The organism is Marinobacter nanhaiticus D15-8W (genome assembly GCF_036511935.1).
Taxonomy (GTDB): domain Bacteria; phylum Pseudomonadota; class Gammaproteobacteria; order Pseudomonadales; family Oleiphilaceae; genus Marinobacter_A; species Marinobacter_A nanhaiticus.
In genome coordinates, this window is the sequence record NZ_AP028878.1 from 1,552,425 (window position 1) to 1,569,428 (window position 17,004).

General features: G+C 60.4%; 17 protein-coding genes. 15 read left to right on the forward strand and 2 right to left on the reverse strand.

Going from position 1 to position 17,004, the window contains the following annotated elements:
* A complete protein-coding gene (locus RE428_RS06990) occupies positions 1 to 261 on the forward strand; it encodes a cytochrome C oxidase subunit IV family protein (RefSeq protein ID WP_004581270.1) in 261 nt (86 codons plus the stop codon).
* A 300-nt stretch (positions 262 to 561) separates the two neighbouring features.
* On the forward strand, positions 562 to 1,947 hold the full coding sequence (locus RE428_RS06995; RefSeq protein WP_004581271.1) for a nucleobase:cation symporter-2 family protein: 1,386 nt from the start codon (positions 562 to 564) through the stop codon (positions 1,945 to 1,947).
* An 83-nt stretch (positions 1,948 to 2,030) separates the two neighbouring features.
* Here the strand turns inward: RE428_RS06995 and RE428_RS07000 are convergent, their stop codons facing one another.
* Positions 2,031 to 2,261 carry a hypothetical protein gene (locus RE428_RS07000; protein ID WP_004581272.1) on the reverse strand — a complete coding sequence of 77 codons (231 nt, stop codon included), beginning with the start codon at positions 2,259 to 2,261 and terminating at the stop codon, positions 2,031 to 2,033.
* A gap of 159 nt (positions 2,262 to 2,420) precedes the next feature.
* A complete protein-coding gene (locus RE428_RS07005) occupies positions 2,421 to 2,966 on the reverse strand; it encodes a type 1 glutamine amidotransferase domain-containing protein (protein WP_004581273.1) in 546 nt (181 codons plus the stop codon).
* A 295-nt stretch (positions 2,967 to 3,261) separates the two neighbouring features.
* Here RE428_RS07005 and RE428_RS07010 point away from each other — a divergent pair, with 295 nt between their 5' ends.
* From RE428_RS07010 to RE428_RS07070, 13 genes are all read left to right on the forward strand, one after another.
* The gene (locus tag RE428_RS07010; protein ID WP_004581274.1) at positions 3,262 to 4,527 is read left to right on the forward strand and encodes an AI-2E family transporter; all 1,266 of its coding nucleotides are present in this window, start codon (positions 3,262 to 3,264) and stop codon (positions 4,525 to 4,527) included.
* Between the two features lie 81 nt (positions 4,528 to 4,608).
* On the forward strand, positions 4,609 to 5,070 hold the full coding sequence (locus RE428_RS07015; RefSeq protein ID WP_004581275.1) for an MgtC/SapB family protein: 462 nt from the start codon (positions 4,609 to 4,611) through the stop codon (positions 5,068 to 5,070).
* 309 nt (positions 5,071 to 5,379) lie between these two features.
* On the forward strand, positions 5,380 to 5,859 hold the full coding sequence (locus RE428_RS07020; protein ID WP_004581276.1) for a hypothetical protein: 480 nt from the start codon (positions 5,380 to 5,382) through the stop codon (positions 5,857 to 5,859).
* Between the two features lie 34 nt (positions 5,860 to 5,893).
* A complete protein-coding gene (locus RE428_RS07025) occupies positions 5,894 to 6,697 on the forward strand; it encodes a COG1470 family protein (protein WP_004581277.1) in 804 nt (267 codons plus the stop codon).
* Between the two features lie 74 nt (positions 6,698 to 6,771).
* Entirely contained in the window at positions 6,772 to 7,443 is a 672-nt protein-coding gene (locus RE428_RS07030; RefSeq protein ID WP_004581278.1) for a hypothetical protein, read from the forward strand.
* Positions 7,444 to 7,446: 3 nt separating this feature from the next.
* A complete protein-coding gene (locus RE428_RS07035; protein WP_004581279.1) occupies positions 7,447 to 8,424 on the forward strand; it encodes an alpha/beta fold hydrolase in 978 nt (325 codons plus the stop codon).
* A 33-nt stretch (positions 8,425 to 8,457) separates the two neighbouring features.
* Positions 8,458 to 10,140: a GMC oxidoreductase gene (locus RE428_RS07040; protein ID WP_004581280.1), complete on the forward strand. Its 1,683-nt coding sequence runs from the start codon at positions 8,458 to 8,460 to the stop codon at positions 10,138 to 10,140.
* Between the two features lie 15 nt (positions 10,141 to 10,155).
* On the forward strand, positions 10,156 to 10,788 hold the full coding sequence (locus RE428_RS07045; RefSeq protein ID WP_004581281.1) for a hypothetical protein: 633 nt from the start codon (positions 10,156 to 10,158) through the stop codon (positions 10,786 to 10,788).
* A gap of 17 nt (positions 10,789 to 10,805) precedes the next feature.
* Positions 10,806 to 12,158, forward strand: a complete 1,353-nt coding sequence (locus RE428_RS07050; protein WP_004581282.1) for a hypothetical protein — start codon at positions 10,806 to 10,808, stop codon at positions 12,156 to 12,158.
* Positions 12,159 to 12,187: 29 nt separating this feature from the next.
* Positions 12,188 to 13,633 carry a Dyp-type peroxidase gene (locus RE428_RS07055; RefSeq protein ID WP_004581283.1) on the forward strand — a complete coding sequence of 482 codons (1,446 nt, stop codon included), beginning with the start codon at positions 12,188 to 12,190 and terminating at the stop codon, positions 13,631 to 13,633.
* Between the two features lie 2 nt (positions 13,634 to 13,635).
* Positions 13,636 to 14,898 carry a catalase family protein gene (locus tag RE428_RS07060; protein ID WP_406564736.1) on the forward strand — a complete coding sequence of 421 codons (1,263 nt, stop codon included), beginning with the start codon at positions 13,636 to 13,638 and terminating at the stop codon, positions 14,896 to 14,898.
* 22 nt (positions 14,899 to 14,920) lie between these two features.
* A complete protein-coding gene (locus tag RE428_RS07065) occupies positions 14,921 to 15,790 on the forward strand; it encodes a hypothetical protein (protein WP_004581285.1) in 870 nt (289 codons plus the stop codon).
* Between the two features lie 237 nt (positions 15,791 to 16,027).
* Positions 16,028 to 16,933: an FAD:protein FMN transferase gene (locus tag RE428_RS07070; RefSeq protein ID WP_004581286.1), complete on the forward strand. Its 906-nt coding sequence runs from the start codon at positions 16,028 to 16,030 to the stop codon at positions 16,931 to 16,933.
* The last annotated feature ends 71 nt before the right edge of the window (positions 16,934 to 17,004 follow it).

A 17,004-nucleotide genomic window follows, 5' to 3' on the forward strand; every position in this document is an offset into this window, starting at 1 on the left:
ATGAACTATCGACTGATGGTGCTGACGTGGGTGGGTGTGCTGGTTTTGCTTGGAATCAGCCTGCTGGGTGTCAGTATGACCTCCGGCCCGGTCCAGTATGTGATAAGTCTGTCCTGCGCGGCGCTCATGGCGGCCCTGGTGATGACATTCTTTATGCGTCTGCGTTCAGCCGAGGCTCTGATCCGACTTTTCGCGCTGGGCGGCTTCCTCTGGTTGAGCTTCCTGATCATCCTCTTCCTGGCCGATTACCTGACCCGCTAGTCGCCAGACGGACCTATCACCCGGTATTATTCGTCCTCACCGTTTGACCTCGCGGGCCACTTGCATCTGTCGGCATTTGCAAGTATCCGGTTTTGGGCGTGCGTTCGACCGGCAATTCCCGCTATTGTGTCGCCGCTTCAGTGTACGGGTTCACAGGGGTAGGGCGTGGTCAACGCATACTGTCCGGAAGGCTAGCCTCAATCGACCGCTAACCCGTAGCTTTCACAAAAAACCATTAGATCAGCTGTTGTCTGCTGGACCCCTTGGCAAACCCAGAGTGGCAGCTATTGGAGATTTCCTATGACCTCAAGCCCCGATCCCCAGTCGGAACTCCTGTATGGGTTGGACGACAGGCCGCCAGTGCCGGCGGCGTTGCTGGCCGCCTTACAACATATGCTGGCGAGCTTCGTTGCCATTATCACGCCGACCCTGATTATTGGGGGCACCCTGGGGCTTGGGTCTGAAATTCCGTACCTGATCAGTATGGCCCTGGTGGTGTCGGGTGTCGGGACGTTTATCCAGGCGCGGCGGTTCGGGCCGGTCGGGTCAGGGTTGATGGCGCTGCAGGGCACCAGTTTCGCCTTCCTGAGCTCGATCCTGGCGGCCGGCTTCATTGCCAAGGCAAAGGGGGGCGGGCCGGACGAAATCCTCAGTCTGATCTTCGGCGTCTGTTTCTTCGGCGCCTTTGTCGAGATCGTGTTGAGTCAGTTCCTGCACAAGCTCAAGACGTTCATCAACCCGCTGGTGACCGGCATCGTCATCACCACCATCGGTCTATCGCTGATCAAGGTCGGCGTGACTGACCTGGCCGGTGGTTTCAACGCGCCGGACTTCGGAAGCCTGACCAATCTGGCTTTAGGCGGTGGCGTGCTGCTGCTTATTATCATCATGAACCAGAGCCGAAACATGTACCTGCGCTCCGGTGCCATTTTCGTGGGTCTGGTGGTCGGCTTCCTGGTTGCGATTGGCATGGGCAAGGTGGATTTTTCCGGGCTGTCCGAGCTGGACTGGTACGCGCTGCCGGTTCCGTTCAAGTACGGCATCTCCTTCGACTTTGCCGCCTTCCTACCGGTCGCGCTGATCTACCTGATTACCACCATAGAGGCGTCCGGCGACCTGACGGCCACATCCATGATTTCCAAGCAGCCGATCAGCGGTGACAAATATCGCCAGCGTATTCGCGCCGGAGTATTGGCCGACGGCGTCAATTCGGCCATCGCCGCGGTGTTCAATACCTTCCCAAACACGACGTTCAGTCAGAACAACGGCGTTATCCAGCTGACCGGTATCGCCAGTCGCTATGTGGCTTACTGGATCGCTGGAATCCTGGTCTTGCTGGGCTTGTTTCCGATCATCGGTGGGGTATTACAGCAATTGCCCAAGCCGGTGCTTGGTGGGGCCACGCTGGTGATGTTCGGTACGGTGGCGGCCGCCGGTATTCGTATCCTTGCAACGGTAAACATGGACCGCCGTAGCATGCTGATCATGGCCGTCGCATTCGGCCTTGGCCTCGGCGTCGACTCCGTACCTGACCTGTTCAAGAACCTGCCGGAAATGGCGCAGAACGTAATGGGCTCAGCGGTCACCATGAGTGGATTGTCGGCGCTGATCCTCAATACCGTCCTGTCCGGACGACCCGTGGAGGACGTCGAAGTGCCCGCCAAAGACCCGGCCACATCGGTTTGACTTGCTGACGCCAGACGCCGACAAGCGGCGTCTATGCGATGGACCGCAGTTTCCGTTCCGATTGATCCGATCAACCGCGACCGCTATTTCGGCGGCACCTTGGGCCGTTCCCGCCGCCCGTAGACATAGAGTCCCAGGCACGCGATGCCGATCGCAATCATGATCCAGCCGACATTATCGGCCATGTCGGTATTTTCCGCGCCCGGCGCAAATAACGCGATAACGCCGATCACAATGGTAAATATCGCCGCAAGAAACAGGATAACCAGGCTCTTGCGGGGCTCCTTCTTCACAACTGTCTTAGGATCATCCATGGTGACCTCCGTGCGTTGCCCTCAAGCTTCACCTGTCGTGATGGTCGGGCATTCCCTATTACTCACTATGGACCCTTAGAGTCCAGGTTCAAGCCCGCCACGAATCAGGTCGGGCGCGGCGGGCTTGAGCCAGCTACATCGGCCGGTGTAGCGAGTCCGTCACGCGGCGGGCGACATTATCTCGATGATCTTGGCGCAGAACGCGTCGAGATCGTCCGGCTTGCGACTGGTAATCAGGTTCTTGTCCACCTGGACCTGTTCGTCGACCCAATGGCCGCCAGCGTTCTTGATGTCCGTTTTTACGCTGGGGAATGAGGTGAGCGTGCGGTCTTTCAGCACACCGGCTTCGACGAGCGTCCATGGCGCATGGCAGATTGCCGCGACGGTCTTTCCCTTCTCCATGAAGTCGCGTACGAAGGCGACGGCGCGCTCGTTGGTGCGAAGATCGTCCGGATTGGCCACGCCACCGGGAAGGACCAGAGCGTCGTAATCGTCGCCATCCGCATCGTTGATGGCACGATCGACCCGGAAGGTGTCGGCCTTGTCGAGATGGTTATAGCCCTGGACCTGGCCGCTCTCCAGGGATACCAGTTCTAGTGTCGCACCGGCACCCTCGAGGTCTTTCCAGGGGCGTGTCAGCTCGATCTGTTCAACGCCATCGGTGCAAAGGAATGCCACTTTCTTTCCGTGCAGTGGGGCTGTCATGGGTTAATGCCTCCTTGTCGATTTTCAGTAATGTAAAAACCTTGCGACTCACCTACATGACTTAAGGTCTACGTTAGCGGATAAAAACCGGCCCGAGGCAAGAATGAAAGAATCGAAATGTTTGTCCACGGAGACAGGCTTTACTGTGTGTAGCTGAAATGGACCTTCTATACTTTTCAGGGGTGATAGGATCGAGTCAGGTGTAGATCAGCTTGAACAGGTGATCGTCACCTCCTGTGGGTCAACCCCACCTAGAGGAACTGGAGTATGAATGCGGGCATCCCGGAATAGCCGAATGGATACGAACAACAACGCCGGTAAATCAGAAAATCCAGACGCGGCCGATGACGAATGGGGCGCCGAGGGAGAAAGCGACTCCGAAAATGCCGATGCTGCGAGACCAGCGCCGAACGGAGGAACACAACCTCCGCCTGGCGAAGCAGATGGCGATGACCAGCCACCCGTTCTGATCGGACCCATCAATATCCGCAGCATCGCGCTGGTTATCCTGACGACGATTGTCGCGATCTATTTTATCAACTGGGCCCAAGCCATCCTGCTGCCGTTGGTGGTCAGCGTATTGATCAGCTATGCACTGGATCCTTTGGTCTCTTTCTTCGACCGCTTCCGTTTTCCCCGCCCGCTGAGCGCCGCCCTTATCCTGTCGTTATTAGTCGGTATTCTCGCGATCTCAAGCGTTCCGCTTAAGGAAGAGGCAGTGGCCATGCTCGATAAGGTGCCTGTGGCTGTGGAGCGTTTCCAGCGAACGTCTGGGAATGTCCCGCAAGAGGAAAGCATGGTCGAAAAGGCCCAGAAGGCCGCCAAGAAGATCGAAGAAACGGCAGATCAGAATCAGGGCGCTAACACCGATACGCCGAGAGGGGTAACGCCGGTCATGATCGTCGATACGCCGGTGGACCTGAGGCAGTACCTGGTGCAGGGGTCCTCTGCCGCGATCGTTCTTGTGACCCAGGTCTTTTCCGTGCTGCTGCTGGTTTTCTTCTTGTTGTCGGTGGGGTCTCTCTACAAGCGTAAGGTGGTCCGGTTGTCCGGCCCATCGTTCGGCCGGATGCGTCGCGCGGTATGGATTCTCAACGATTTTCATCAGCAGATACGACGCTTCCTGTTCGTCATGTTGCTGAGCGGCATTTTTGTAGGCGTCCTGACCTGGCTGGCCTTCCTGTTGATGGGGGTTGAACAGTCGGCGCTTTGGGGTGTGCTGGCGGGCGTGGCCAGCGCGATCCCTTATCTGGGTCCGTTCCTGGTCCTGGTCGGGTCGAGCGTCGCGGCATTTATCCAGTTTGGTGAAATCGACATCGCGCTTATCGTGGGTGGTATATCTCTTGTGATAACAAGTATCCAGGGCTATCTGCTAACGCCCTGGCTCACCAGTCAAGTATCCAGCTTGAACGCCGTGGCTATCTTTGTGGGGCTCCTGTTCTGGGGCTGGCTCTGGGGACCGGTAGGTTTGGTGATCGCCATGCCCATCCTGATGATCATCAAGTCCATGTGCGATCACATCGCCAATCTACGGTCCGTAGGGGAGTTGCTCGGCAAATAGACCGATTGGAGGTCAGCAGGGGAAGCGCCTATTGGCTAGGTCACACTGAAAAGTAAATCCAGGAAAGTAAAGGAGTCATTCATGGATACGGAAATTCCCTGGCTCGATATGTTAATCCGCCTGTCTACAGCCGCAGGCCTGGCGCTTATCCTGGGACTTGAAAGGGAACTTCAAGGCAAGCCGGCAGGGTTGCGCTCCCATATGCTGGTAGCCATAGGCGCCGCCGCTTTCATCATGGTGGGCATGGACATCATGTTCTCCACGGCGGAGGGTGATCCGTCGGCGCGTATCGATCCGACGCGGATTGTCGAGGGCGTCATCAACGGCATCGGCTTCCTGGGCGCCGGCAGCATTATCCAGAGCCGTGGCAATATTCAGGGCATCACCACCGGTGCATCGATCTGGACCTCTGGCGCTATCGGCGTCGCCTGCGGCATCGGCAACCTGGTGCTGGCAGCAATGGTAACGGCCATGGCTATCGTGATCATGGTGGCGCTGGGCTGGTTCGAACGCGATGTTATGAAGGATGAAAAGAAAGCCTGAACAAGTGATCTCGTGCCCAATGAGGTCTGGCCGGCGTCCCTTTATCGAATCTCGTTATTGAAGGGCAACGTTACCAAAACGCAATGATGTGTGAATGCGTCTCGTCAATATTGTATGTAGGTTCGAAGTAATTTAGATTAACGCAATGGCAAAAAGGAATTTGCTGTCCTTCCCTGCGGTTTGCCCGCTGTCACTTTTTTCTCTTTACCGAGTTTCGCTCCGTTTTAGGCCCTGAGGCCGTCGACCTGTATTGGAGTCCCGATTCAGTGGATCGTCCCATTGACGATCGATTGTTGACTGGAGTCCGCCATGAGCGTTGACGTCGCCCTGGATAACATACGTATCCGTCAGTTCGATGCCGATTTCGGCCTGGATGACCTGCGCATCCGTGAGTTGGCGCCGATCAATGTGGGCATTACCAGCCTGCCGGCAATCAGCGTGGGGCTTACGCAACTGCCTGATATCAATCTTAATGCCGGGCTTACGGTCCACGAACTGCCGACGATCCGGCTGGATACCGAGAGCGATCTGCGAACCGACAGCACGGTCAAGACCGACAGTGAGGTCCGCACCGAGAGCAAGATCGACCTGGCACTGGATCTGCGCGTTCGTGAGCTGCCTCGTATCGACTTGCAGCTCGGCTTCAGGCCGATGCGATTCCACTTTCCCATGAACTACCGATTCTGCCTGACCTTGTTTGGCTGCAAGGTGTTCGAGTTTACCAGCTGTGGCGAAGCCATGGTGGTGGCCGAAGATTATGTGCCTCGGCAGACGGAAGGATGCGACTGACCCGACAGACCCAGCGTCGTCAAGGAGCGAACCTGTGAGACCCGCATTCAATGGCGAACCCGGTAAGGACTGGTACCTGGCGGAAGGGACCTATGTGTTTGCCGGTGTGCCCGGGGACTGCCTTGGCGAGGTCACGCTCGTGAACTGTTCGGATGAGAAGGTCCGGATACGGCGGCTGGAGACCCGACCGCCGCCCCGTAAGCGCAAGGGAAGGCGGACGCTTGAAGGGGCGAACCTGCAATTCTCGGTGCGAATGCGACCGGGAGAAATCCTGCGCACCGAAGCGCATTTCCAGGTGCCTCCCGGCACGGCGCCCGGCGAGTACGATGCGCTCGTAACCTGCGGCGATCGCAAGGTCAGGGTCGAAGCAACGGTTTTCGAACATGCGGCGCTGGCCGTATCTCCGGGCCATATCCGCATCCAGGGCCACAGCGGCGACGCGGTCAGTGTGCCCATCACTATTACTAACGAAGGTAACGTACCGGTGGCCCTGCGTGACGTCGGTATGGTCTGGCTGCGCGAGCGTGACTGGATAGGGCGGACGCTGGTCTACGCCCTGCGGGAAACGCAGGAGAGCGATAGCTACGAGGATTTCGCCAACAGGCTGCTACACGACTTCCGCCGCGCCATCGTTTCGCCGGCCCGCATACAACTGACGCCGATGATCGATGACCCCCTGGCCGTTGGGCAGTGCCTGACACGGACACTGGACCTGACCCTGCCGCAGGGGTTGCAGAAGGGTCGGCTCTATATGGGGTTTATCAAGATCAACGAAACGCGGATCTGGCTGGAGCTGTATTGCAACGGCCGGTCCATCAGCTCAAACAAACGAGGCTGAATCATCCACTTGGGACTCAACGGATAGCCAGGATTACCCAATAATCAATAAACAGGAGCATACGGAGGCGCGCCATGGGCACTATCTCGCCAATCAAGGAATCGACCTGCTGCGACCCGGCCTCCGCCGGGACGGTTTACCTGCCATCCGGCACCAGCCTGATCCTGCTGATGCCACGCCTGTTGGCGACGACGATCCACGGCGCGGTGGACGTGCTTAAGAAAACCTTCGACGGTACATACGACGACAACTGCCCGGCCTGTGGCGAAACCCATGCCCATGGCGGCATTTGTTGCGGCATCCCGGAAATCCATTGCCCCAGCCCCTGCGTTTGCAGCATTCACTGGGTAGGCTGCCCGGGGGATAGCTTCAAGCACGCGATCCAGGTGACCAACACCTCCAAGACCGAGCGGGAATTCACCCTGACGTCGGTGCCGTTTCCCCACACACAGGAAGCGGTTGCGGTCACGCCGGGCAAGCAAACCCTGGGCACCGAAGAGAGCCTGCAGGCGGAAGCGAGCTTCACCATTCCCGAGACCTTCGCCGGAAGCAAGTACCGCACCGTCATCAAGGTGAAGGGGGCCTATGAACAGATCATCCAGGTCTGCCTGACGGTGCGGCCACGTCAGGCCTGTGGTTGTCATGTGGAGCAGGGTGACATTCCCAAGCGGGTAAAGGCCCACCACTGGTATCACCATTTCCAGTGCGTGGAAGATTGCTTTGAACCGGCCAAGAAGGTGGGCTAGCGCATGAGCGCGCCGATTACGCATCGCCGGGTCGTGGTCAACGACGTCAGTCTGCATGTCGCCACCGCGGTGCCGGCAGATACCGGTGACCCGGCTTCCAACGGCGCGCGGGCGGCGGTGCTCTGTATCCATGGCTTCCCGGAAGGCTGGCTCGGCTGGCGTCCGCTGATGCGGTTGATGCCCAATGTTGCCTTCTTCGCCCCGGATATGCGGGGCTACCCGGTATCGGACTATCCCCTGGCCGGGTATGACGTGTTCACCCTGACCGAGGACATTGACCAGCTGATCGACAAGCTCGGACTGGAGAAGCCGATCCTGCTCGCCCATGACTGGGGCGGCGCCCTCGGTTGGATCTACGCGCACCGCTTCCCGGGCCGTATCAGCCATCTGATGGTGGTCAACTGTACCCATCCGCGTACGCTGGTCCGCGCCGTGCTGCACTTCGACGATTTCCAGACCCTGCGTATCCCCTGGGTGCCCCCGTTCCAGGTGCCCTTCCTGCCGGAATACCTGCTGACCACAAGGGTAGGGCGCAAGCTGCTGGAACTGTCGTTCACGCTGCGCGAGGGTTCCAGGGGGAGCATGGACCGGGACCTGGTGCGCGAGATTGTACGCAGGTTCCGGACCGCCGCGGACATGCACGGTGCCATCGACTATTACCGCGAGATTGTGCGCACCCTGTTACACAGTGAGAGCAGTGCGCAACTCAAGGCCATCTACGACCGAGCCATCCAGGACCCCGTCACTCTGATCTGGGGCATGGAAGACGAGGCATTGTCCTACCGGGTGGCGCGCAGGAGCGAACAGGATGCCGGTTGCCCGGTGGACTGGCGCCCGTTGGAAGGTATCGGTCACTTCGTCGACCTGGAAGCGCCCAATCTGCTTGCGCGGGAACTCGAACGGGTCATCGACCGGCGCAATGGTAGTGGTGATAGCAACGGCGGCAGAAAGGCAAAAAAACGCCGGCGGACGGCAGCCTGAGCATACTGGCCGGAACAGGCCGGGAGAGAGACCGTGGAATGGGACTATGACGTCATCGTGATCGGCTCCGGTTTCGGCGGGGCGATTACCGCTTGCCGGCTGGCCCAGGCCGGACGCTCCGTCTGTATGCTGGAGAAAGGTCGGCGCTGGGACCGCACCCATTTCCCACGCTCGCCGGTGGAGGTGTCGCGCAACGCCATTGCCGGCGCCGGCCACCACCTGGCTGGGCGGGGATTTATCGAATACCTGACGTTCCGCACTATGGACGTGGTGCAGGGGACGGGCGTTGGTGGCGGCTCACTGCATTACTTCAACGTCCATATGCGCCCGCCGAGCTTCATCTTCGACCGCCCCGCCTGGCCCCGCCAGATCACCATGCGGCGGATGCGGCCCTATTATTCCGTGGCCGCCGATATGCTGGGCGCCAACAGTCTCAGCGTTGCATCGGACCAGCGCGTACCCTCGCGTACCCAGACCTTCGAGGACGCGGTCAACAGTATCGGCAGGCAGGCGGAACGGGTACCGATATGCGTTCGCCTGCACTCGTCGACGATGACCGAGAATACCTGCGAATTCTGCGGCAATTGTCTGCTGGGTTGCCATGTCCACGCCAAGAATACCCTGGACCTGAACTACATTCCGCTAGCCGAACATCATGGGGCGGAGGTGCTTCCATTGCACCAGGCGCTCAGGATCACCCCCGAACCCGAGGGGTACGGCGTCGACGTCATTGACCTCGGTGCGCCGCCGGCGGACGAGCCGAATAGTATGCTCAGGACACTCCGCGCCCGCCAGGTCGTTGTGGCGGCCGGTACCCTGGGTACCAATGAGCTCCTGCTGCGCTGCAAACACCTCTATCGCACCTTGCCACGGTTATCCGGACGTCTCGGTGAAGGTTATTCCGGCAATGGCGACTTCATCTTTGCCGGGGCGCGCTACGAAAACCGGCTGGTGGACCCGGGGCGGGGGCCCAGCATTACCGCCGGGGTTGGCTTCCACGAAAAGGACGACCAGCTCATCTACATCGAGGACCTGGGCTACCCGGACCCGTTCATCTGGTACTTCAACAGCGTGATTCCTCGCCGCAGCCGCTATCGCAAATGGCTACGCCAGACCCGTCGATACCTGGCTGACGCCCTCGGCGCGCCACTGCGGTTCGAGCTGAACCAGTTGCTCGAAGATGGCTACCTGACCCATTTCCTGCCTTACCTGGGAATGGGTACCGACGCGGCCGACGGTCGGCTCTACCTCAACCGCTCCGGCGAACTGGAACTGGACTGGTCGGTACGCCGCAGCCTGCCGATGTTCCGCCGCATGCTGGAGCACATGCAGGCGCTGAGCGAATGCTCCGGCGGCCGGCTGATGAACAGCTTCCTTTGGCAGACGCCAGTGACTCGCCTGCCATTGAGCAAGACCCTGACTGCCCACCCTCTAGGCGGCTGTGCCCTTTCGGATACTCCGATTAAAGGGGTCACCAACGACCGCGGCGAAGTCTGGGGATATAAGGGCCTCTATGTTGCGGATGGCGCGCTGATGCCCGCCGCAATCGGCGTCAACCCATCGGCAACGATCTGTGCCGTTGCCGAGCGGGTGGCTTTCCACATGATCCACGGGAGGGAGTTGCGGGAAGGGGACGCGAAGGCGCCCAGCAATCGTGCGATGCCGCTGGAGCCGACGCCGTCTCCGGTTTCTACCTCCCGTTCGCTAACGGCATAAGAAGGAATCCACAGCATGGCTAATTCAGAGACGACCACGACAACCACCCGGGAAAATACCAAGACAACCCCACAAAAAAAGCCGGCCAGCACCCGTACATCCAAGTCTGGCTCGCCGGGCTCCGGCACCTCCAGGGCGCGCGGCGCAAACAGCCGGAAATCTGCCACGCGTACAAAACCAGCCACTCCCGCCGATCAGGTAAAACGCTGGCTGGGGATGACCCGGGAGGAATTGGACGACGTCTACCGCAAGGCCAAGCCCGGTCAGCTGCCGCAGGGCGATACGCGAGGTACGGCGATCCTGGCAGGCGCCCCTTTCGCCGGCCTATTTGCAGGGCTGGCCCGGCGTTTTGCCTGGCAGGGGAAGGTGTTCGATAGCTTTGGCCCGAATTTCGAGAATGGGGTGGCGGTCAACAAGGTTCTCCCATTAGGGCTGAACCTGATTGTGGCCAAAACCTACCGCAACGACAGTTGGCTCGATGGAAAGCAGACCAATGTAATCGATTATTCCGGTACGTCGCTGCTCGCGCGTGCGATCCGCGACGAGATCCGGGAGGTTTCGCCCGGGCTCTACCTGGGCAAGGTATGGTGGGGTAAGCGGCGGATCCTCGATTTCGCCCTGGAGATGCCAGCCCCAAAGACGGCGTAGGTCGACGGCCCCGACCTGTGACGTCCCTGCTCGGTCAAGCCAGTGCCCTGCTGAACCGCTCCGTGCTGGAGCGGTTGCATCCGATGCCGCAGAACGACCTGACCCTCCGTGTACCGCTGGTGCGCTCCCGCGAAGGCAAGTTACGGGAGCACCTGGCGACGGTTAACCAGAGTCCGGCGGATAACCCGCTGCTGCCGTTTTCGGTGCATGAGAACCTTCACTTCGCCCGCTTCCTGGTCATGGAAGGGCCCGAGCCCCAGACCTACGGTACCAGCCTGGTGTTCATGGCCAATGTGGACGGCCCGGTGGATATGTTCCTTGATCGGCTGGTGAACCAGTCGCCGGACGGCCTCGACACCATTTTTGAGGCCTGTCAGGGCTATCCACCCAAACGCAAGCGGAGTGAGGCAACGCGAATGGCCTTTCTGCAGCGCCATCGCATTCCCTCCCAGGCCTACTACATCAACACCATCGGTCGGGACGCGAAGCAGATACGCCAGGAAGATGAGCTATATCAGGCGCTGCAGGGCTTTATCGACGATGTCGATCCGGCAGCCTTCGCATCAGCGAAGCAGCTCCGCGAGTCGGTGATCGAATTCGTCGCCACCAATCCGGAACTGGCCTGGGCGCTGGCGTCGCGCGCGGAGCGCGGGGTCGTCTGGCGGGCGTGGGAAAACTTGCGTTTCGCTGCCTTGGCGGCGTTCGGCGTGCTGATCGTTGCGTGGGGCTGGCCGGTGCTGCTGGCGTGGCTGGTCGCCTTGCGGGTCCGTGAGGGCCGGGACCTGGAGTTCACCCATCGGCCCCCGTTGAGCCGGCTCAACCAGCTGCGCGCGTCGGAAGACATCTCCGCCCATAACCCCTTTGCTGCGGTGGGCTACGTCAAACCCGGCAAGCTTCGATTGCTGACGGCGAAGGCGTTGTTGGCCGCGGCCCAGGTCGCGCTTCGACACGTGTTCAACCGCGGCGACCTGGCCGGTATCTCCCTGCTGGGACTGGATGGCGTGGATACGATCCATTTTGCCCGCTGGACGCTGATCGATGACGACCGCCGCCTGTTGTTCACCAGTAACTACGACGGCAGCCTGGAAAGCTACATGGTGGATTTCATCGACAAGGTGGCCTGGGGCCTGAACCTGATCTTCAGCAATGGCGTAGGCTATCCCCGCACCCGCTGGCTGGTGTTCGGGGGTGCCCGAAAGGAGCAGCGTTTCAAGGACTACCTGGGGCTCCACCAGTTGGAAAACGCCGTCTGGTACTCGCCGTATCCCCACCTGACGGCAGTGAACATCGCAAACAATGCCGCGGTCCGCGAAGGCCTGCGGGGTCGCATGTCCGAAGGCCAGGCCCAGGCCTGGTTGCGGCGGTTCTGAACGGCTGTCGATCACGGGAGGGCAAGCAAATGGACGTCAATGGCAGGGTTGATTTCGGCGATATCCAGGGGCTGGTCGTACGCGGCTACGGCCATCTGCACGCGGCCAGCTACCTACTGCTGCGCATCACCGATCGACCGCGCTCCCAGGCTGCGTTGCGTGATCTGGCAGGTATGGTCACCTATGCGGACCTGCATCCGGATGACTTGGCGACCAACCTGGCGGTCACCCATCATGGCCTGGTCGACCTGGGGATTGAGCAGGGTATCCTGGAGCGCTTTTCCAATGAGTTTCGCTCAGGGATGACCACACCCCACAAGCGACGCATCCTGGGCGACGTCGCTGAAAGCGCGCCGGAACATTGGCTATGGGGCGGGCCTGAAACCACACAGGTGGATTTGCTGCTGATGGTGTTCGCGCGGGACGATGCACTGCTCAAGGCGCACGTCCAGCGCCTACAGGATGGAATTCCAGACCAGGGGCTTGAACTGATCGCTCACCTGGAAACCTTCACGCTGCCGGACTTCCGTGAACATTTCGGTTTCCGCGACAGCATCGGCCAGCCCTACGTTGCCGAATTCGGCCGCCATGGTCGGCGCAGGCCTGATCCAGTGCCCCTGGGTGAGTTCCTGCTGGGCTATCCCAATGGCTATGAGCGTTATACCGACCGGCCGCTGATCGAACCAGGTGAGGACCCGCATGATATGTTGCCACCCGACCCGGAAGGCTCCTCGCGCAAGGATCTGGGGTTGAATGGCACCTATCTGGTGTTCCGGCAACTGTCGCAGGATGTGCCTGGATTCTGGCGGGCCATGATGCATCAGTCCCAGTTGCATCCTGAATGGGAGCCGATACAGCTGGCGTCGAAGATGGTGGGTCGCTGGCCCAGCGGCACGGCCCTGGTGCAGTCGCCTGACAAGGACCGACCCGAACAGGAGGACAAGGACGACTTCCTCTATCACGACGCAGATGCCGAAGGCCTGAAGTGTCCATTGGGCGCCCACATCCGACGCACCCACCCAAGGGATAGCCTGGAACCGGAGCCCGGCAGCGAAAAATCTATCGCCTTCAGTAACCGCCACCGCCTCCTGCGCCGGGGTAGGGTCTACGGCCCTCCGTACGATATCAGCATGGATCCCAGCTCGATCCTGAAGAACCTGGAGCGAGAAGATGAACCGGTGGCACGCGGCCTCCACTTCATCTGCCTGAACGCCAACATCGGCCGGCAGTTCGAATTCGTGCAGCACACCTGGGCCAACAACCCGAACTTCAACGGCCTGCACCACGATCCCGACCCGATCATCGGCGCCCGCACGGCCTATGGCCGACCGCAAGAAGACTTCACCATCCAGCGCCAGCCAGCCCGTTGCCGGCTGCAGGGGCTGCCCTCCTTTATCCAGACGCGTGGCGGCGGTTATTTCTTCCTGCCGGGGCGGCGGGCGCTCCACTACCTACTATCGGGAGATGCATCGTGAGCATGTTGACCCGTCCAATACCGCGCCTCGTGCAGGCGGCCACGGAGCGGTTGGCGCCGATGATCAGACGCTTCGACCCCTATTACCGGGATGCCTTCGACGACCTGGTTCGACCCTATATCGAGGAGGTGGCCCAGGCCCTCCTGCGCCGTCGGCTGCGGGACCGCGGCCAGGTGATCGCCGAGGAACTGATCCGGGCGGACGAGGAGGAAGTTACCCGCCGGATCGCCGATAGCATGAGCCGATTCCTCGTGGGTGAATACCAGGAAACCGGTAAGACGGCCGAGCGGGCGGGCAACACCAAGACCTATGGTCTGGTGCGCGCGTCGTTTACGGTGCGCGGGGACTTGCCGCGACGGCTCCAGGTAGGCGCCTTCCAGGCCGGGCGGCAGTATTCGGCCTATGTGCGCTTTGGCGGGCCGGGCCCCCGGGTGGTCCCGGACATCGAGGACGCAGGCATCCTCAGTATCGGCATCAAGCTGATGGGCCTGCCCGGGCACAAGCTGATGGCCGACGAGAAATCGACCATGGACCTGACTGGGATCAGTTCGCCTGCATTCACCACGCCGGACATCTGGGAAAACGTGAAGCTGCAAAAGCAGATCGGTCTGGGCACGCCGGCCTGGTATTTCGTCAATCCGCTGGATTCCCACGTCCTGGACATGATCATGCAGGGGCTCTATGCCCGCGCACACGCCAATCCGCTGGAACTGACCTATCACAGTTGCGTGCCCTACCGGTATGGCCGCGAGCGGGGGCGGGACCGAGCGATCAAGTTTGCGGTGATCCCCCGCCTCACGAGGCGTTCTCGCATTACCGAGTTCACCGACAACTACCTGCGGGAGGCGATGGTCCGTTCACTGGCACGGGAGCCGGCGGTGTTCGACTTCGCCATCCAGTTCCAGGCCGACCCGGTGCGTATGCCGATCGAAGATGCATCGATCGTCTGGTCGGAGCGGGAGTCGCCGTTCATTCCGGTGGCAACTCTCGAGATACCCACCCAGCGCTTCGATTTCGCGGCACAGGACGCCTTTGCCCGCAACCTGACCTACAACCCCTGGCATACCCTGGCGGTCCACCGCCCCCTTGGCAACCAGAACCGGGCCCGGCGGGATATCTACCTGCGCACATCGCGGGTTCGACAGGCCATCAACCAGGAACGGCACATCGAGCCCACCGGCAAGGAAAACTTCGGATCGGATGTGGTCAGCCTGTCAGAAACGGGTGAGCACGCGCCACGGAAGGCAACCGAGCCGGTGTCGTAACTTTCTTGCTGGAGGTCTGTCCATGATCGTCGCCGACAAGCTCAAGCGCTTTGCCACCGGGATCCGCAACCTGCCGTACCTGCCCTTTGTATTGAATCCGGTCGATACCGCCGCCCCCTGGTCGGAGTTGGCTCCCGGGAACTACGAATCCCCTCTGCATTTCGTGCATGCGGTGAGGGGCGCGGTTTTCCCGATCTTCTCACCGTTTCGCCAGGTTCCGCACCTGCCTTACGAAGTGCCCGAGAACCGGGTGCAGATCGATGACAACCAGGGCTGGTTCTTCCTCAATGGCATCTGTACCGACCGCAACGTGTTGCGGCTAAACGGCAAGGCGCTGGCGGACCTTTTCGGGCGCAAGGTCTACCTGATGCACAACCCGTCCGATGGCTTTGCGCTGGATATCTTCGAGTGCGTTCTCGGGCGCACCATGCAGCTCGTCTCCACCCTGGAAACCAGTGTTGCCGATATCCTCGAGGACGCGCTGGGCCGCTATAGCAAGGTTGTGCTGATCGTTCATTCCCAGGGCGGCATCATCAGTACCGGCGCGCTCTACCAGCTTCGGGACCGGCTGCAGGGATCACGTTCTCTCCTGCTCAACAAGCTGGAGGTCTATTCCTTCGCGAGTGCTGCGACCGAGCTCGACCTGCCGCAAGTCTATGCCGAGCACTTCTACCACACGGACGACTTTGTAGCGCGCATTGGGGTGGCGGCCAATCGCGAAAAGTTCTCCGGCAATCGCTTCACCTATCGGGCTGGTGGGCATTTGCTTAACGCCCATTACCTGGAGAATTTCCGCGCCGGCAAGTTCGTCGCCATCGATGCCGAAGGTAGTCGGCTATGGAGCTATCTGCATGTTGATGGGCTCGTAGAGCCGGAGGTGGTGCCGGCATGAGCAGTGTCGCGGCCCCGATCCGACAAATAGCTCTGCCAGAGAGCTCTGTTAAACAGCCCGGATACACAGACACAACAACCGAATTGGGACGGTTGCATTCTGCTTTCGCTAGAATGGGCCTCTGTCTAACCGGCCTTTGGAAGTGTTCCCGTGATTCGTCGATGCCTATTCGTTGCTGTGGTGTGCGTGTTTTCTCCGCTGGCGCATGCTGAATGGTTTCAATTCTCCGGAACCGCGATGACGACGCCCATCACCATGGAGTTCTGGAGTGAGAGCGAGGCGGACGCCGGACGGATCAGCCAGCGAGTGTTCGACGAGTTCGATCGCATCGACCGGCAGATGAGTCGGTACCGGGAAGATTCGGAGTTGTCGGCGGTGAACCGGACGGCGGCGGAGCGTCCGGTCAAGGTGAGCGATGGGCTGTTCCAGGTTTTCATGAAGGCTGAGGCCGTCTCCGAGCTCAGTGGCGGCGCCTTCGATATCAGCTTCGGTTCGGTGGGGTACATGTACGACTACCGCGAAAAGCACCAGCCCACGGCCGAACAGATCCAGCAGAACCTGCCACATATCAACTACCACGATATCGTCCTGGACAAGGACGAACAGACAGTCTTCTTTCGTCAGCAGGGTTTGCTGACCGACATGGGCGGTATCGCCAAAGGCTACGCGGTGGACCGGGGCATTGATATTCTCAGGGCCGAAGGTATCCGACATGCGCGGCTGAGTGCCGGCGGCGACATGCGGTTGCTGGGCGACAAGCGCGGCAGGCCCTGGATCGTCGGCGTACGGGATCCGCGCAACGAGAGTGCCAACGCGGTCGTCCTGCCGCTATCCGATGTTGCGATTTCCACCTCCGGGGACTACGAGCGCTTCTTTATCGACGAGAACGGCGAGCGGGTTCATCACATCATCTCGCCCAAGAACGGCCGTCCGGTCAAAGGTGTGCAAAGCGTAACCATACTCGGGACCAACGCGTTGACCACCGACGGGTTGTCGACAGCGGTATTCGTGCTGGGCGTGGAGAAGGGGTTGACGATGATCAACCAGTTGGCCGGGGTCGACGCCATCATTATCGACGAGCAGCGGCGGATGCATTATTCGGCGGGGTTGCTGGATCCGAAGGGGGGTTCCGAATCCGAGTAGGAGGGTGTAGACATTCAGGTTTGGTGGATGAAGCGAATGGCGGTTGATGCTCGAGTTGGCGGCGGATAAGG

What these genes read in the sequence shown, in the direction of transcription:
- RE428_RS07035 (WP_004581279.1), top strand. Translation starts at nt 7,447, where the DNA reads ATGAGCGCGCCGATTACGCATCGCCGGGTCGTGGTCAACGACGTCAGT.
- RE428_RS07010 (WP_004581274.1), top strand. Translation starts at nt 3,262, where the DNA reads ATGGATACGAACAACAACGCCGGTAAATCAGAAAATCCAGACGCGGCC.
- RE428_RS07015 (WP_004581275.1), top strand. Translation starts at nt 4,609, where the DNA reads ATGGATACGGAAATTCCCTGGCTCGATATGTTAATCCGCCTGTCTACA.
- RE428_RS07045 (WP_004581281.1), top strand. Translation starts at nt 10,156, where the DNA reads ATGGCTAATTCAGAGACGACCACGACAACCACCCGGGAAAATACCAAG.
- RE428_RS07065 (WP_004581285.1), top strand. Translation starts at nt 14,921, where the DNA reads ATGATCGTCGCCGACAAGCTCAAGCGCTTTGCCACCGGGATCCGCAAC.
- RE428_RS07030 (WP_004581278.1), top strand. Translation starts at nt 6,772, where the DNA reads ATGGGCACTATCTCGCCAATCAAGGAATCGACCTGCTGCGACCCGGCC.
- RE428_RS06990 (WP_004581270.1), top strand. Translation starts at nt 1, where the DNA reads ATGAACTATCGACTGATGGTGCTGACGTGGGTGGGTGTGCTGGTTTTG.
- RE428_RS07060 (WP_406564736.1), top strand. Translation starts at nt 13,636, where the DNA reads ATGTTGACCCGTCCAATACCGCGCCTCGTGCAGGCGGCCACGGAGCGG.
- RE428_RS07000 (WP_004581272.1), bottom strand. Translation starts at nt 2,261, where the DNA reads ATGGATGATCCTAAGACAGTTGTGAAGAAGGAGCCCCGCAAGAGCCTG.
- RE428_RS07070 (WP_004581286.1), top strand. Translation starts at nt 16,028, where the DNA reads ATGACGACGCCCATCACCATGGAGTTCTGGAGTGAGAGCGAGGCGGAC.
- RE428_RS07005 (WP_004581273.1), bottom strand. Translation starts at nt 2,966, where the DNA reads ATGACAGCCCCACTGCACGGAAAGAAAGTGGCATTCCTTTGCACCGAT.
- RE428_RS06995 (WP_004581271.1), top strand. Translation starts at nt 562, where the DNA reads ATGACCTCAAGCCCCGATCCCCAGTCGGAACTCCTGTATGGGTTGGAC.
- RE428_RS07020 (WP_004581276.1), top strand. Translation starts at nt 5,380, where the DNA reads ATGAGCGTTGACGTCGCCCTGGATAACATACGTATCCGTCAGTTCGAT.
- RE428_RS07055 (WP_004581283.1), top strand. Translation starts at nt 12,188, where the DNA reads ATGGACGTCAATGGCAGGGTTGATTTCGGCGATATCCAGGGGCTGGTC.